Origin of the sequence: Clostridium sp. Marseille-Q2269 (assembly GCF_943736985.1) — a bacterium.
GTDB lineage: Bacteria > Bacillota > Clostridia > Clostridiales > Clostridiaceae > Clostridium_F.
This window is the reverse complement of the sequence record NZ_CALSFS010000002.1, coordinates 100,918-116,071: the sequence shown is the minus strand read 5'-3', so window position 1 is coordinate 116,071 and position 15,154 is coordinate 100,918. Positions and strand designations below refer to the sequence as shown.

The 15,154-nt window shown below is 27.1% G+C and carries 14 protein-coding genes; 12 read left to right on the top strand and 2 right to left on the bottom strand.

Annotation, left to right across the window (positions count from 1 at the left end; genetic code table 11):
• Nucleotides 1-117 precede the first annotated feature (117 nt).
• Both ylqF and rnhB read left to right on the top strand, forming a co-directional pair.
• On the top strand, nt 118-1,014 hold the full coding sequence (gene ylqF / locus NGI68_RS04465; RefSeq protein ID WP_251860291.1) for a ribosome biogenesis GTPase YlqF: 897 nt from the start codon (nt 118-120) through the stop codon (nt 1,012-1,014).
• Nucleotides 1,015-1,016: 2 nt separating this feature from the next.
• Nucleotides 1,017-1,826, top strand: a complete 810-nt coding sequence (rnhB, locus tag NGI68_RS04460; RefSeq protein WP_251860290.1) for a ribonuclease HII — start codon at nt 1,017-1,019, stop codon at nt 1,824-1,826.
• Between the two features lie 347 nt (nt 1,827-2,173).
• Here rnhB and NGI68_RS04455 read toward each other — a convergent pair whose 3' ends face one another.
• On the bottom strand, nt 2,174-2,545 hold the full coding sequence (locus tag NGI68_RS04455; RefSeq protein ID WP_251860289.1) for a YraN family protein: 372 nt from the start codon (nt 2,543-2,545) through the stop codon (nt 2,174-2,176).
• Nucleotides 2,546-2,560: 15 nt separating this feature from the next.
• On the bottom strand, nt 2,561-4,084 hold the full coding sequence (locus NGI68_RS04450) for a YifB family Mg chelatase-like AAA ATPase (RefSeq protein WP_251860288.1): 1,524 nt from the start codon (nt 4,082-4,084) through the stop codon (nt 2,561-2,563).
• Nucleotides 4,085-4,263: 179 nt separating this feature from the next.
• Between NGI68_RS04450 and dprA the strand changes: the two genes are divergently transcribed.
• From dprA to NGI68_RS04400, 10 genes are all read left to right on the top strand, one after another.
• The gene (gene dprA / locus NGI68_RS04445) at nt 4,264-5,346 is read left to right on the top strand and encodes a DNA-processing protein DprA (protein ID WP_251860287.1); all 1,083 of its coding nucleotides are present in this window, start codon (nt 4,264-4,266) and stop codon (nt 5,344-5,346) included.
• Between the two features lie 233 nt (nt 5,347-5,579).
• Complete coding sequence (gene topA / locus NGI68_RS04440; RefSeq protein WP_251860586.1) at nt 5,580-7,685, top strand: type I DNA topoisomerase; 2,106 nt, start codon at nt 5,580-5,582, stop codon at nt 7,683-7,685.
• Nucleotides 7,686-7,875: 190 nt separating this feature from the next.
• Nucleotides 7,876-8,652: a GTP-sensing pleiotropic transcriptional regulator CodY gene (gene codY / locus NGI68_RS04435; protein ID WP_251860286.1), complete on the top strand. Its 777-nt coding sequence runs from the start codon at nt 7,876-7,878 to the stop codon at nt 8,650-8,652.
• A 238-nt stretch (nt 8,653-8,890) separates the two neighbouring features.
• Nucleotides 8,891-9,592, top strand: coding sequence for a 30S ribosomal protein S2 (rpsB, locus tag NGI68_RS04430; protein ID WP_251860285.1), 702 nt, complete (start codon nt 8,891-8,893; stop codon nt 9,590-9,592).
• Nucleotides 9,593-9,679: 87 nt separating this feature from the next.
• Entirely contained in the window at nt 9,680-10,603 is a 924-nt protein-coding gene (gene tsf / locus NGI68_RS04425; RefSeq protein ID WP_251860284.1) for a translation elongation factor Ts, read from the top strand.
• 386 nt (nt 10,604-10,989) lie between these two features.
• Nucleotides 10,990-11,706 (top strand): UMP kinase, encoded by a 717-nt coding sequence (pyrH, locus tag NGI68_RS04420; RefSeq protein ID WP_251860283.1) that lies wholly within the window; start codon nt 10,990-10,992, stop codon nt 11,704-11,706.
• A 15-nt stretch (nt 11,707-11,721) separates the two neighbouring features.
• A complete protein-coding gene (gene frr, locus NGI68_RS04415) occupies nt 11,722-12,276 on the top strand; it encodes a ribosome recycling factor (RefSeq protein WP_251860282.1) in 555 nt (184 codons plus the stop codon).
• 66 nt (nt 12,277-12,342) lie between these two features.
• Nucleotides 12,343-13,101, top strand: coding sequence for an undecaprenyl pyrophosphate synthase (gene uppS, locus NGI68_RS04410; protein WP_251860281.1), 759 nt, complete (start codon nt 12,343-12,345; stop codon nt 13,099-13,101).
• Nucleotides 13,102-13,125: 24 nt separating this feature from the next.
• Nucleotides 13,126-13,923 carry a phosphatidate cytidylyltransferase gene (locus NGI68_RS04405; protein WP_251860280.1) on the top strand — a complete coding sequence of 266 codons (798 nt, stop codon included), beginning with the start codon at nt 13,126-13,128 and terminating at the stop codon, nt 13,921-13,923.
• Between the two features lie 247 nt (nt 13,924-14,170).
• Nucleotides 14,171-15,136, top strand: a complete 966-nt coding sequence (locus NGI68_RS04400; RefSeq protein ID WP_251860279.1) for an AI-2E family transporter — start codon at nt 14,171-14,173, stop codon at nt 15,134-15,136.
• Nucleotides 15,137-15,154 lie beyond the last annotated feature (18 nt).

Sequence of the window (15,154 nt, the reverse complement as noted above, 5' to 3'; positions counted from 1 at the left end):
TTTAACTGAAGATAATAACATGTTATCTAGGGATATAGTATTTGTTATCACTTACTTTAAAAGTAGTGAAATTATGGATGCTAGTTATCAGATGAAAAATAAGAGGATGGTATAAAAATGAACATAAATTGGTTTCCAGGACATATGGCAAAAACTCGTAGACAAATAAAAGAAAGTCTAAAGATGGTAGATGCTATTATAGAAATAAGAGATGCTAGAATAGTAAGTTCTAGTAAAAATCCAGAGATAGAAGATATATGCGGCAATAAGCCAAGAATAATTCTTCTAAATAAAAAGGATTTAGCAGAAGATAAAATAACTAAAAAGTGGATTAATTCATTATCACAAAACAATATAAAAGTTTTACCAGTAAATTCTGTAACAGGAGAAGGATTAAATAAGATAAAGCCTACATTAAATGAACTATTAAAAGAAAAGCATGAAAGAATGAAAAATAAAGGTTTAGTTAAAATAGTTGATAGGGTTATGGTAGTAGGTATACCTAATGTAGGAAAATCATCTTTTATCAATAAAATGGCTAAGAACTCTATAGCAAAAGTAGGAGATAGGCCAGGAGTTACAAAGAGTAAACAATGGATAAAAACTAAAATAGATATAGAACTTATGGATACCCCTGGAGTGCTATGGCCAAAATTAGATAGTGAAATTGTACAATTAAATTTAGCTTTTACTGGAGCTATTAAAGATGAAATTATGGATATAGAAACACTAGCTTTAAAATTAGTAGAAAGGCTTGGAGATAAGTATCCAGATAGATTAATGAAAAGATATAAACTAGAATCTTTAGAAGAAAGTCCTTTAGATAATTTAGATAAAATAGGCAGAAAAAGAGGGGCACTAATTTCTAAAGGAGAAATAGATTATAATAGAATAGCTGTAATTCTTTTAGATGAATTTAGAGGTGGGAAATTAGGTGCTATTTCTTTGGAGGATCCAGAAGATATGGGAAAAGATAATATAGAAGCTGAAAAAGATGCTTCTATTAAGGAATAGTTATGGATATAAATAACTTAGAAAATATACGATATAATGAAATAAAAGAATTTACAGATAAAATTAAAAAAGAATTTACATCTTATAAAAAGTATGAAATTATTAATGCAATAGAAAAACTTAATAAAGATTCTAGAAAAAATGTTATAAAATTAGGAGATTCTCTTAAAAAATTCTTAAATAGGTATGAAGAAGAACTAAATAGAATAAATGATATGTATCATTTTGATAAAAAATATAATGATAGTTATTTAATAGCTGGCGTAGATGAAGTGGGCAGAGGACCTTTAGCAGGTCCTATTGTGGCTGCTGCAGTAATCTTGGATCTAAATGTAGATGAGGCACATAGGATACTTAATATAAAGGATTCTAAAAAACTTTCAGAGAAAAAAAGGGAAGAATTAAATTTAATAATAAGAGAAAAAGCTATAAGTTATAATATAGCTTTAGAGGATAATAAAACAATAGATCAAAGAGGAATATCTTGGAGCAACAATCAAGTGCTCAAAAGAGCGGTAGAAGGGTTAAGAGTAAAGCCTGACTTGGTTCTATCTGACGGATATGCTGTTAAAAATTTAAATATAAGAAATGAATTTGTAATAAAGGGTGACAATAAAAGTATAAGTATAGCTTCAGCATCTATTATAGCTAAGGTATTTAGAGATAATATGATGAAAGAATATTCTAAAAAGTTAGGTATGTATGGATTTAATCATAATGCAGGCTACGGTACAGAGGAACATGTGCAGGCAATAAAAAAGTATGGACCTTCTAAAATACATAGAATGAGTTTTCTTAATAATATAATTTAATTAGGAATTTTATTAAGTTTATTTGGAATATTGTTTTTACATTTAAGAATTTTAATAAAATAATTAAATTCATAATAATTATTAAGATAACACTAAAAATTCAATTTATATTAAAAGATTTCTTAGAAGAGGTACTTCTTAGAAATCTTTATTCCTTATGTATAAAATTAAATAAATTATTTAGTTGATATTTCCTTTTATCTTATAATAAATATTGATTCTTTTAAATTTTAGTAATAGCATAAATTAAATAAAAAATTAAATTAGTATAAGATTTATACTATGGTTATATTTATATAACTTTAAAAGGTTATTTTAGTATATTTAATATATAAAACCTGTTAAATTTATATTTGAAAAGCATTTTTTATAAGGTTTAAGGAATATTTATTATTTGATGTGTTCAAGATTATTTCTATTACATCAAATCTAAAATAAAATTTATTGAAGATGGATTTTTTCAACATATAAAATTGTGCAGTTTTGTAAATTCTATTTTGTTTTTTTATAGTTATGGCTGTACCAGGAGTACCATAAATGGAACTATATCTAGTTTTAACTTCTATAAATGTAATAAAATTTTTATCCTTAGCTATTATATCTATTTCTCCTAATTTACATCTAAAATTTTTTTCTAATATAATATATCCAAGATTTTTGATATAATCAGCAGCTATGCCTTCTCCTAGAGAGCCTATATCTTTATTGCAATAATGCATAAATATCACCTTTCATTATAATATATCATTGTTTACAAATTTTCTGTATTGCAGCGCTTCTATTATATCTTCCTTTTGAATCTTATTATTACTATTTAAATCAGCTATAGTTCTAGCTACTTTAAGTATACGACTATAAGATCTTACACTTAGATTGAAATTATCATATATTCGTTCTAATATATTAGAAGCTTCTTTATTTAGATTACAGTACTTTTTTAAATGAATTCCTTTCATTTGTGAATTAGTGTAGATACCGTCATTAATAAATCTTCTTTTTTGCATTTCTCGTGCTATAGTTACTCTTTTTTTTATTGTATCTGAAGATTGTGAATTTTTATTATTAGTAATCTCGCTGTATGATAGAGAAGGAACAAAAGTAAAAATATCAATTCGGTCTAAAAGAGGACCAGAAAGCTTGTTTAAATATCTTTTGATTTGGTAATCGCTACAACTACAAGGCTTTTCTGAACCTAGAAATCCACACGGACAAGGGTTTAAGGTGCCTAACAATATAAAATTTGAGTTGTAAGTAGCACTACCATTAAATCTACTTATAGTTATCTTTTTATCTTCCAGAGGTTGTCTTAAAGCCTCTAGCACACCTTTCTTAAATTCCAATAGTTCGTCTAAAAATAAAACGCCATTATGAGCTAAAGAAATTTCACCAGGAATTAAGTGAGTTCCTCCTCCTGTTAATGCTACTTGGGAGGAAGTACTGTGAGGACTTCTAAAAGGTCGTTTGGTTATTAAAGAACTATTCTTATCTAATTTACCTGCTATGCTATATATTTTAGTTACTTCTAAAGATTCTTCATAATTCAAATTAGGAATTATAGAAGGAAATCGTTCTGCTAACATAGTTTTGCCACAACCAGGTGGTCCAAACATTATTATATTATGAGATCCTGCTGCTGCTATTTCTAAAGCCCTTTTACAGCTTTCTTGACCAGCTATTTCACAGAAGTCTTTTTCTTTATGTGAATTAGATAACACAGCGGGTGTATTAATTTTATAAGGAAGTAAATCTTTATAACAAATATAATGAATTACTTCTTTTAAAGAGGAAAATGGATAAACGTTTATTTTATCTATAATGGCACATTCAATTGCATTATTTATGGGTACTATAAGATTCATAAAATTATTTTCCATAGCTTCCAATGCTATAGGAAGAGCTCCTCTTATTTTATTTATTTCTCCAAATAGTGAAAGTTCCCCCAAAACTATATAATCTTTAAAGTTTTCATTATTGATTTGTTCTGTAGCAGCTAATATTGCTAGAGCTATAGGTAAATCAAAAGAAGAACCTTCTTTTCTTATATCAGCTGGAGAAAGATTTACAGTTATTTTACTTATAGGAAATTCATAACCAGAATTAGTTATTGCTGACTTCACTCTTTCTTTAGATTCTTTAACAGAAGTATCTGCAAGACCAACTATATTAAATGAAGGAAGTCCATGACTAATATCTACTTCTACAGATATTAAATTACAGCAGGCTCCATTTAAAGTAGCTGTAATGACTTTACTAGTCAAAAAAATCACCTCGTAAATATAATACATTTTTATTAATATAAATTTATGTTATATAGATTATTGACTAGTTGAACTAAATATATAAGTAATTTAAAATATTTATTTTTTTAATTATAAAAGTGAATAAAAAAATAATATTTGACCACAATTTAAGAATAAAATTGTAAAAAGGTGATAAGATGATAGAATTAAATTTATGGTATGCCAGTGCAAAGGTTTCAAATAACATAAAAACAAAGTTACTACAAGAGTTTAAATGCGTATCAAATATATTTGACTATGTGATAAATTTTAAATGCGAAGAAAGTATAAATCCTAATATAATTAAAGTTATAAATAATTTTAAAATGGCCATTAATAGAGAAAAAATAAAGGATATGAAACAGAAGATGTTACAAGGGAACATCAAGATAATAAATTATATGGAAAATTTATATCCATCTAAGTTAAGAAACTATGATGATGCTCCGGCTGTATTATTTTACAAGGGAAATATAGAAAAATTAAATATTCTTAAAAGTGCAGCTATTGTAGGCTCTAGAAAATGTTCTGTCTATGGTATGAAAGTAACAAAAATTATAAGTGAAGCTTTAACAGACAACAATATAATGATAGTAAGCGGAATGGCAAAGGGTATAGATTATTATTCTCATTTTTATTGTATAGAAAATAAAGGATTTACTACAGCAGTTTTAGGTAGTGGTATTGATGTTGTATATCCAAAGCAAAATAAAAAAATATATAATATTATAAGTGATGATGGATGTATAATATCTGAATTTTTACCAGGAACACCGCCATTTTCCTACAATTTTCCTAGAAGAAATAGAATAATTAGTGGTTTAAGTGATATAGTAATAGTTGTAGAAGCAGGAGAAAAAAGTGGATCTTTAATAACAACAGAAATAGCATTGGAACAAGGAAAAGATGTAGTTGCAGTTCCAGGTTCTATATTTTCCAGTGAAAGTATAGGTACAAACAAGATTATAAAAGAAGGTGCCTATGTATTTACAACAGTGGAAGATATATTAAATTATATGGGTATAGAAAAAATAAAAAGAAATAATAAGAATAATGATGTGGCGTTAAAGGACAGTATGCAAGGAAAAGTCTACAACATATTAAGTCATGAACCTAAGCATATAGATGATATATTAAAGTTAATGGATATTGACATAAAACATTTATATGAGGTATTATTTGAATTGCAGCTAAAAAAACAAATAATTTGTTTAGCTGGGAACTATTATGTTAAATCCTAATGGATAGACTAATATATATAAATATAGAGTTTATATATTACACATAAAAGTGTTTATTGAGATATATAAATATTATAAAAAACTGTTTATAGATATTAAATTAATGTCTAGTTTTCACTAAGATTTAATAAAAATATTATAGCCGTAGAAAAGGTGTAAGTAAATTAATATATAAGGTAAGGGGGTGTGACTCTGGTTACTAGTTTTACCAGAGAAATAAAATGGTACAAAAAATGGGACAAAATTTAGTAATAGTAGAATCACCGGCAAAAGCTAAGACCATAAAGAAGTATTTAGGAAAAAACTATATAGTTGAGGCATCAATGGGACATGTAAGAGATTTACCTAAAAGTCAATTAGGTGTTGATATAGAAAACGATTATGAACCTAAATATATAACAATAAGAGGGAAAGGTGAGCTTTTAGATAAGCTTAGAAAAGAAGCTAAAAAAAGTTCAAAAGTATATTTGGCAACTGACCCTGATAGAGAGGGAGAGGCTATTTCTTGGCACTTAGCTCATGTTTTAAAAATAGATGAAGATTCTGAGTGCAGAATAGAATTTAATGAAATAACTAAGACAGCTATAAAAAAGGCAATAAAGTCTCCGAGAAAAATAAACGAGAATGTAGTGGATGCTCAGCAGGCAAGAAGAGTACTAGATAGATTAGTTGGGTATAAGATAAGTCCTATATTGTGGAGTAAAATTAAATGGGGATTAAGTGCAGGTAGGGTTCAATCTGTAGCTTTAACAATGATATGTGAAAGAGAAAGAGAAATAGAAAAATTTATACCTAAAGAGTATTGGACTATAGAATGTGAGGTACATAAAGAAAATAATAAAAAACCTTTCATTATAAAGTTGACTACTAAATTAGGGAAAAAAATAGAGATAAATAATGAAGAAGAAGCTATTGGAATTATAGACGATTTAAAAAAAGGTGAATTTGTTATAAAAAAAATAAAGAAGACAAAGAAAAATAAAAATCCTTTAGCACCTTTTACAACAAGTACTCTTCAACAGGATTCTTATAAAAAATTAAATTTCCCTACTAAAAAGACTATGTCTATAGCTCAACAATTATATGAAGGGATAGATATTAAAGGATTTGGCACAGTAGGTCTAATAACTTATATGAGAACAGACTCTATAAGAATATCAGAAGAAGCTCAAAAATTAGCTTTAGAACACATAAAAAATAATTTTGGAGAAGAATATGCTCCAAAAACTCCAAGAGTTTTTAAAGGAAAGAAAAATATACAGGATGCTCATGAAGCTGTAAGACCAACTAACATTGAAATAACTCCTACACTGGCTAAAGAGAGTTTGACACCACAACAATATAAATTGTATGAATTAATATGGAAAAGATTTGTGGCAAGTCAAATGTCATCTTGCATCTTAGATTCTACATCTATAAGTATAGAAAACGGTAGATATGGATTAAGAGCAAGTGGATCTTTAATTGCGTTTGATGGTTTTATGAAGGTATATGAATATTCAACAGAAGAGGAAAAAGACAGTATAAAAATACCTGAGCTAGAAGAAAATGAGGCCTTAAAAGAAAAATCTATAAATAAAAGTCAACATTTTACACAACCTCCAGCTAGATATTCTGAAGCTTCTCTAGTAAAAACTTTAGAAGAAAATGGTATAGGAAGACCTAGTACCTATGCACCAATCATATCTACCATATTAGATAGAAAATATATAGAAAGAGAGAAAAAAACTTTAAAACCTACAGAATTAGGGGATATAGTAGATAATATAGTAAGTGAATATTTTAAACAAATAGTTGATTTAGAATTTACAGCAGGCATGGAAAACAAACTTGATTATATAGAAGAGGGTAAAAAATCATGGAGAGAAGTAGTAAATGATTTTTTTGAGCCTTTAAAGGCATCTATAGAAATTGCAGAAAAAGAAATTGCAAAAATAACTATAGAGGATAAAGTAACAGATGTAATATGTGAGAAATGTGGAAGAAATATGGTTATAAAGCACGGAAGATATGGAGATTTTCTAGCATGTCCAGGATATCCAGACTGTAAAAATACTAAACCTATAGTAGAGGAAATAAATGTTAAGTGTCCTAAGTGTGAAAATGGGAAAGTTTTAGTAAAGAAAAGTAGAAAAGGTAGAAAATTTTACGGATGTAGCAATTATCCTGAGTGTGATTTTGTAAGCTGGTCAGAACCTGTAGAAGAAAAGTGTGAAGAATGTGGCAGTTATATGGTGAAAAAACAAAGTAAAGCTAAAGGGGAATATTATGAATGTGCTAATTCAGAGTGTAAACATAAAAAATATATAAATAATAAAGAAGAAATTAATAATGATTAGCTCATATAAATAATTATTATTTATATATTTTAAATGTTGAAATAAAGAAACCCTTATGTTATTATAAATAAGGACAGGCAACAATTCTAAATATTTTTAATAGTCAAAATTTTTAAAGACATAATATATATAAGCAGCAGGAGTCAATATATAAATTAAAGTAAAAGCGGTAATATAAGGAGGAAAACCCATGAGCTCATTACTAGAAAAAACAAGAATGTTGAATAAAATATTGCAAAAATCAGGTGCAGAACCAGTAGATTTCGAAGATATTTGTAGCTTATTAAGTGATGTTTTAGAATGCAACGTATATATAATTAGTAGAAAAGGAAAAATATTGGGATCTAGATTTTATTCAGGATTTGAATGTGACGAGGTAAGAGAAGTTGTTTTAAAAGAAAATAGATTCCCTGAATTCTACAATAATAAATTATTAAATGTAAATGAAACTTTATCAAACTCACCTAATCATGATAAATGCGTGTTTGATAATTTAAAGGATTGTTCAATAATTAATAAGCTATCAACAATAGTTCCTATAAATGGAAATAGAGAAAGATTAGGTACATTATTATTAGCTAGGTTTGATAAAGAATTTACAGATGAAGATTTAATATTAGCAGAATACAGTGCTACAATAATTGGCCTTGAAATCTTAAGATCAAAACAAGATGAAATAGAAGAAGAAGCAAGAAAAAAGGCTGTAGTACAATTAGCTATTGGAACACTATCCTATTCAGAATTAGAAGCTGTAGAGCATATATTTAATGAATTGGATGGAACAGAGGGATTATTAGTAGCGTCTAAGATAGCAGATAAAGTTGGAATAACAAGATCTGTTATAGTTAATGCATTAAGAAAATTTGAAAGTGCAGGAGTAATAGAATCAAGATCTTTAGGAATGAAGGGCACTCACATTAGAATATTAAATAATAAGCTTTTAGAAGAATTAAAAAAGATAAAATAGTAAAGAAGTCTTAGGACTTCTTTGTTTTTTAGTATAATTTAATAATGAATTTTCACATAGTGTATTTAATTGGATAAAAATATGGGGAAAATTTTTTGAATTATTATTGAATAACATAGTAGGGTGTGATATACTACCTAAGGAGAAAATACACACATTATCTAATTTTATAAGTGGTGCCTTAACAGGTGGTTTATAAATATAAGGATAATGGAGGAAAAACCAAGGAGGTAATTTTATGTCAGTTATATCAATGAAACAATTATTAGAAGCAGGTGTTCATTTTGGACATCAAACAAGAAGATGGAATCCTAAAATGGCTCCATACATATTTACAGAAAGAAATGGGATTTACATTATCGATTTACAAAAAACAGTTAAAAAGGTAGAAGAAGCTTATAACTTTTTAAGATCAGTTGCAGAAGAAGGAAAAGATGTCTTATTTGTAGGTACTAAAAAACAAGCTCAAGAAGCTATAGAAGAAGAAGCAAAAAGATCAGAAATGCATTTTGTTAACAATAGATGGTTAGGTGGAATGTTGACAAACTTTACAACAATAACTGCTAGAATAAACAAATTAGAAGAATTAGACAAAATGGAAGAAGATGGAACATTCGAAGTTCTTCCTAAAAAAGAAGTTATAAAACTAAAGAATGAAAGAGAAAAATTAGAAAAGAACCTAGGTGGAATCAGAAACTTAGATGCAAATAATGTAGGTGCTATGTTCATCGTTGATCCTAGAAAAGAAAAGAACGCTATATTAGAAGCTAAAAGACTTGGAATTCCAGTTGTAGCTATAGTAGATACAAACTGTGATCCAGACGAAGTAGATTTCGTAATTCCAGGAAATGATGATGCTATAAGAGCTGTAAGATTAATAGCAGCAAAAATGGCAGATGCTGTTCTTGAAGGAAGACAAGGCGAACAATTAGCAGAATAATTTAGCTAGTATAAACAAAAAATATAAGGTAGGTGAGACTAATCTCTCATTTACCTTTTAAATTAGTTGAAATAGGAGGAATATATAATGATCAGTGCTAAAATGGTAAAAGATCTAAGAGAAAAAACTGGCGCAGGAATGATGGATTGTAAAAAAGCTTTATCTGAATGTGATGGAGATTTAGAAAAGGCTGTAGAAGTATTAAGAGAAAAAGGTTTAGCAGCAGCAGCTAAAAAATCAGGCAGAATAGCAGCAGAAGGTATTGTAAGCACATACATATCTGAAGACATGAAAAATGGATCAATAATAGAATTTAACTGCGAAACAGATTTTGTTTCAGTAAACGAATTATTTGTAGAGTTAGCAAACAATTTATCAAAACAAGCAGCTCTTTCAAACGTTTCAACTGCAGAAGAATTATTAGAAGAAAAATATATAGCAGATGAAAGTAAGTTAGTTAAAGATGTAATTACTGAATTAATAGCTAAATTAGGTGAAAATATGAACCTAAGAAGAATAGCTAAACTTTCATTAGATAAAGGTGTTGTAACAAGCTATATACACGGTGGTGGAAGAATTGGTGTTCTTGTAAAATTAGCTTGTGAAAAAGAAGATGAGAAATTAGTTCAAATAGCTAAAGATGTAGCAATGCAAGTTGCAGCTACTAACCCATTATTCTTGAATAAAGATGGCGTTGATACTGAAACTTTAGAAAAAGAAAAAGAAATTTACAAAGTTCAAGCTTTAAATGAAGGAAAACCAGAAAAAGTTGTTGAAAAAATGGTTATGGGAAGAATCAACAAATACTATAAAGAAAACTGTTTAATTGAACAAATTTGGGTTAAAAACGGAGATTACACTATAACTAAATACTTACAAGAAAAATCAAAAGAAATCGGTGCAGATATAACTGTAGAAGCCTTTGTAAGATATGAAAAAGGTGAAGGTATAGAAAAGAAAGAAGAAGATTTTGCTGAAGAAGTTCAAAGACAAATGAACCAAGGTAAATAATTAAAAAAAGAGAACACTGAGTGTTCTCTTTTTTTAAAAATAAGATGATAAAGATTTATATAAAATACATATAAGATGAAATGAACTTTTGGATTATGTGAAAATTTATTAAAATTAAGTTGTTATTTTTAATATTGCATATAGAAATCCACAAAAGATCTAACTATAGAGGCATTACATAAGATGGTAGTAGAATAATTTTATATGATATAATTGTTGTGAATATAATTAAATTAATAGATTCTTATATAAATGATATGCATATAATAGTGGTTTTTATAAAGTTAAATTTATAATATACAGGAATATTAAATTTCTTTTAACCTAAAGCTTAATTTATAATACATAATATATTTAATTTAAAATAATTTGGAGGTATAATATAGATGAATGAACCAAAGTATAAGCGCGTTATGTTAAAGCTATCAGGAGAAGCACTATCAGGAGATAAAGGTTTTGGTTTTGATTTTGACTTTACAAAGGAATTATCATATCAAATAAAAAAATTAGTTGATATGGGAATAGAAGTAGGAGCAGTAGTTGGTGGTGGAAACATCTGGAGAGGAAGAAGTGGTTCAGCCATGGATAGAACTACAGCAGATTATATGGGAATGTTAGCTACTTGCATAAATGCTTTAGCACTCCAGGATTCATTAGAACAATTGGGAGTTGATACTAGAGTTCAAACTGCTATAGAAATGAAAGAAATTGCAGAACCATTTATAAGAAGAAGAGCTATGAGACATTTAGAAAAAGAAAGAGTAGTTATATTTGCGTCTGGCACAGGAAATCCATACTTTTCAACAGATACAGCTGCTGCATTAAGAGCTGCGGAAATAGAAGCAGATGTAATATTACTTGCTAAAAAAGTAGATGGAGTATATGACAAGGATCCTCACAAATATGATGATGCTAAGAAGTATAACAAATTATCTTATATAGAAGTATTAGAACAAGGGCTACAAGTTATGGATTCTACAGCTACTTCTTTATGCATGGATAATGATATTCCGATATTAGTTTTTGGATTAGATGAACCTTGTAATATAATAAAGGCTGTGACTGGAGAAAAAATAGGTACTCTAGTTTCAAATTCAAAATAAAGGGAGGTTATTTAAATGATAAAAGAAATATTAAACAAAGCAGATGAAAAAATGGGTAAGGCTATTGTAGCTTTAAAGAGGGAATTATCTTCAATGAAAGCTGGAAGAGCTAATCCGGCAATGCTTGATAGAATAGAAGCAGAATATTATGGATCTATGACACCTTTAAATCAATTAGCTAATATATCTGTACCAGAAGCCAGAGTTCTTTTAATACAACCTTGGGATAAGAGTTCCATGGGTGCTATAGAAAAGGCTATATTAAAATCAGATTTAGGTTTAAATCCTTCTAATGATGGTACAGTAATAAGACTTGTTATACCAGAATTGACAGAGGAAACAAGAAAAAACATAGTTAAGACTGTGAAAAAAACTGGAGAAGAAGCAAAAGTAGCTATAAGATCCATAAGAAGAGATTGCAATGATGATGTTAAGAATCTAAAAAAAGATGATGTTTCAGAAGATGATATAAAAAAGGCAGAAGATGATGTTCAAAAGAAAACTGATAAATATATAAAAGAAATAGATCTTATAATAAGTTCAAAAGAAAAGGAAATACTATCTATATAAATATTACAACCTGCTTATTAGCAGGTTTTTTAATAACTTAGGATTAAAGATGTTGGGGGTAACTCTATGAAAAAATTTCTATTACGTAATAAAAAAAATACTGAAGAGATTAATTTAGATGTAAATAATATACCAAAGCATATTGCTATAATAATGGATGGAAATGGAAGATGGGCTAAAGAGAGAAAGCTTCCTAGAACCATGGGACATAAAGCTGGGGTAGAAACTATAAGAGAAATAGTAAAGGAATGTAATAATTTGGGGGTAAAATATTTAACCCTATATGCATTCTCTACTGAAAATTGGAAAAGGCCTAAAGATGAAGTTAGTGGCCTTATGACCTTATTAGTTCAATATTTGAGAAAAGAAGTAAAAGAACTTAATAAAAACAATGTAGTAATAAATGCAATAGGAAATATAGAAAGACTGCCAGAATTATGTGTAAAGGAATTAAAAAAAGCTTACGAAGAGACTAAAGATAATACAGGATTAGTATTAAATTTGGCATTAAATTATGGTGGAAGGGATGAAATAATAAGAGCTATAGAATATATGTACAATGATATAGAAAAAGGAATTATAACAAAAGAAGATATAAGTGAAAAAACTGTTTCGAATTATCTTTACACTAAAGGTATGTTAGATCCAGATTTGATAATAAGACCTAGTGGAGAAAAAAGGATAAGTAATTTTTTATTGTGGCAATGTGCCTATTCAGAATTTTGGTATTCTGATATAAAGTGGCCTGATTTTAAAAAACAGCATCTTCATAAAGCCATATATGATTATCAAAACAGAGATAGAAGATTCGGAGCTGTAAAATAACCTTTTAGAATAGGAGAGAATGCAATGAATAGTAGATATATAGGGGCTTTAGTTCTAGCACCCTTTTTAATATTCCTATTTATAGGAGGAGTATTTTTAAAATGGGGTATATTAGCACTTTCTTTAGGGGGGATGTATGAGTTTTATAAAGTAATTAAGAATAAAGAAATACATCCTATAGAAATAATAGGATATTTATTATGTTTAATATACTATATACCCCTTTTAAACACCATAAACTATAAAAATATTTTTCATATAATTATTTTAGCTATTTTTATACTTTTGGCCATACCAGTTATAAATTTGAAGTATAATTTTATAGATGTGGCTATAACAATTTTAGGATTTTTATATGTGCCTGTATTTTTTAGTTTTATAGTTCTAGTTAATAATAAAATTCATGGGGAATACTTAGTTTGGCTTATATTTATTTCTGCTTGGCTTTGTGATACCACAGCTTATTATGTAGGAAAGTATTTTGGCAAAAGTAAATTGTGTCCTAAGGTAAGCCCTAAGAAGACTATAGAAGGATCTATAGGCGGAATAGTAGGAGCTTCATTAGCCTGCACTATATTTGGTATAGTTATATTAAAATTTGGAGTTAATATAGAAATCATACATTATGTATTAATAGGACTTATATGTGGAATAGTTTGTCAATTTGGAGATTTGGTAGCTTCATCCATAAAAAGATATGCAGGAGTAAAAGATTATAGTAATCTAATACCGGGCCATGGAGGAATTCTAGATAGATTTGATAGCATTTTATTTTCATCAGTGGCAGTATATTATTATTTGACTTTTATATTACAATTTTAGAATAAAATATGATTATAAAAACTCAATCTATATTTGTTTTATAGATTGAGTTTTTTAGTATAATTAAAATTTAATAAAGTATTAACTTTAGAAAAGTATTATAAAAATTATAAAGAGAATAATAATTTAAAAGATAAGAAAGATAATCTAATAAAAAATAGTATATTTTCACAATTAAATTAAAAATTTAATATATAAGATTTATTATGAATATATTTATCTAGAAAGCAATAAAAGGAGTAAAAAATTGAGGCATGATAAATATAAATATAAAGATATAATCTATGCTATAATAATATTCGTAATATTTTTTTTATTAGCCTTATTAATAAAAAACTATTTTAAACCTTTTTTTATAATAGTGATATTACTTTTTCTGTGTAATCCTATTTATAACTTTCTGTGTAAAAAAAATATATTTAATAATAATATAAATTCTATTATAAGTATAATCTTAGTAAATATTATGCTAATCTTAGTAGTTTTTTTTATAGGAAATTTTATTTATAATCATTTAATATTATTAAAAGGTAATTATTATAGTTTTAAAACAGAAATAGATTGCTTTATAAGCGATATAAATAAGATGTTAAATATAAATAAGCATATATTTAATAAAAATACAAATTTTTTAAATGGAGATTTTTTCAGAAAAGGGGCTAGTTATACCACAGAATGGATATGTGCATATTTTGTAGCTAGTATTTCTATATACTTTATTTTAGTGGATAAATATGCTATATTAGAAAATATTAAAAAATATATAGGAATTAAGAAATTTGAAAAAATTAAAGATAAAATATATAAATTAAAGGAAATAATAAAAATAGAATGTTTCTTAGTTATATTTACTACAGCTCAAACTATAATAGGTTTGAAAATATTAAATATAAATAACTATTTAATATTAGGAGTATTATGTGGTATATTAGACATGTTACCTTACATAGGAACAGTTGTAATTTTTTTACCATTAATATTGTATCAGGTTTATGTTGAAAATTATGTGATATTTTTAGGACTTATATGCTTATATTTATTATTAATAATATCTAGACAAATACTAGAAACTAAATTTATGAGTTCTAAACTTCAATTGTCTAGTTTAGCTATAATAATATCCATATATATAGGATTTAAAATTTTAGGATTTTTAGGTTTGCTTTTAGGACCTTTGTATATAATAACCCTTAAAGAATTTGTAAAAACTTAAACAAAAGTTATTAGAGGA

What these genes read in the sequence shown, in the direction of transcription:
- ylqF (WP_251860291.1), top strand. Translation starts at nt 118, where the DNA reads ATGAACATAAATTGGTTTCCAGGACATATGGCAAAAACTCGTAGACAA.
- rnhB (WP_251860290.1), top strand. Translation starts at nt 1,017, where the DNA reads ATGGATATAAATAACTTAGAAAATATACGATATAATGAAATAAAAGAA.
- NGI68_RS04455 (WP_251860289.1), bottom strand. Translation starts at nt 2,545, where the DNA reads ATGCATTATTGCAATAAAGATATAGGCTCTCTAGGAGAAGGCATAGCT.
- dprA (WP_251860287.1), top strand. Translation starts at nt 4,264, where the DNA reads ATGATAGAATTAAATTTATGGTATGCCAGTGCAAAGGTTTCAAATAAC.
- topA (WP_251860586.1), top strand. Translation starts at nt 5,580, where the DNA reads ATGGGACAAAATTTAGTAATAGTAGAATCACCGGCAAAAGCTAAGACC.
- codY (WP_251860286.1), top strand. Translation starts at nt 7,876, where the DNA reads ATGAGCTCATTACTAGAAAAAACAAGAATGTTGAATAAAATATTGCAA.
- rpsB (WP_251860285.1), top strand. Translation starts at nt 8,891, where the DNA reads ATGTCAGTTATATCAATGAAACAATTATTAGAAGCAGGTGTTCATTTT.
- tsf (WP_251860284.1), top strand. Translation starts at nt 9,680, where the DNA reads ATGATCAGTGCTAAAATGGTAAAAGATCTAAGAGAAAAAACTGGCGCA.
- pyrH (WP_251860283.1), top strand. Translation starts at nt 10,990, where the DNA reads ATGAATGAACCAAAGTATAAGCGCGTTATGTTAAAGCTATCAGGAGAA.
- frr (WP_251860282.1), top strand. Translation starts at nt 11,722, where the DNA reads ATGATAAAAGAAATATTAAACAAAGCAGATGAAAAAATGGGTAAGGCT.
- uppS (WP_251860281.1), top strand. Translation starts at nt 12,343, where the DNA reads ATGAAAAAATTTCTATTACGTAATAAAAAAAATACTGAAGAGATTAAT.
- NGI68_RS04405 (WP_251860280.1), top strand. Translation starts at nt 13,126, where the DNA reads ATGAATAGTAGATATATAGGGGCTTTAGTTCTAGCACCCTTTTTAATA.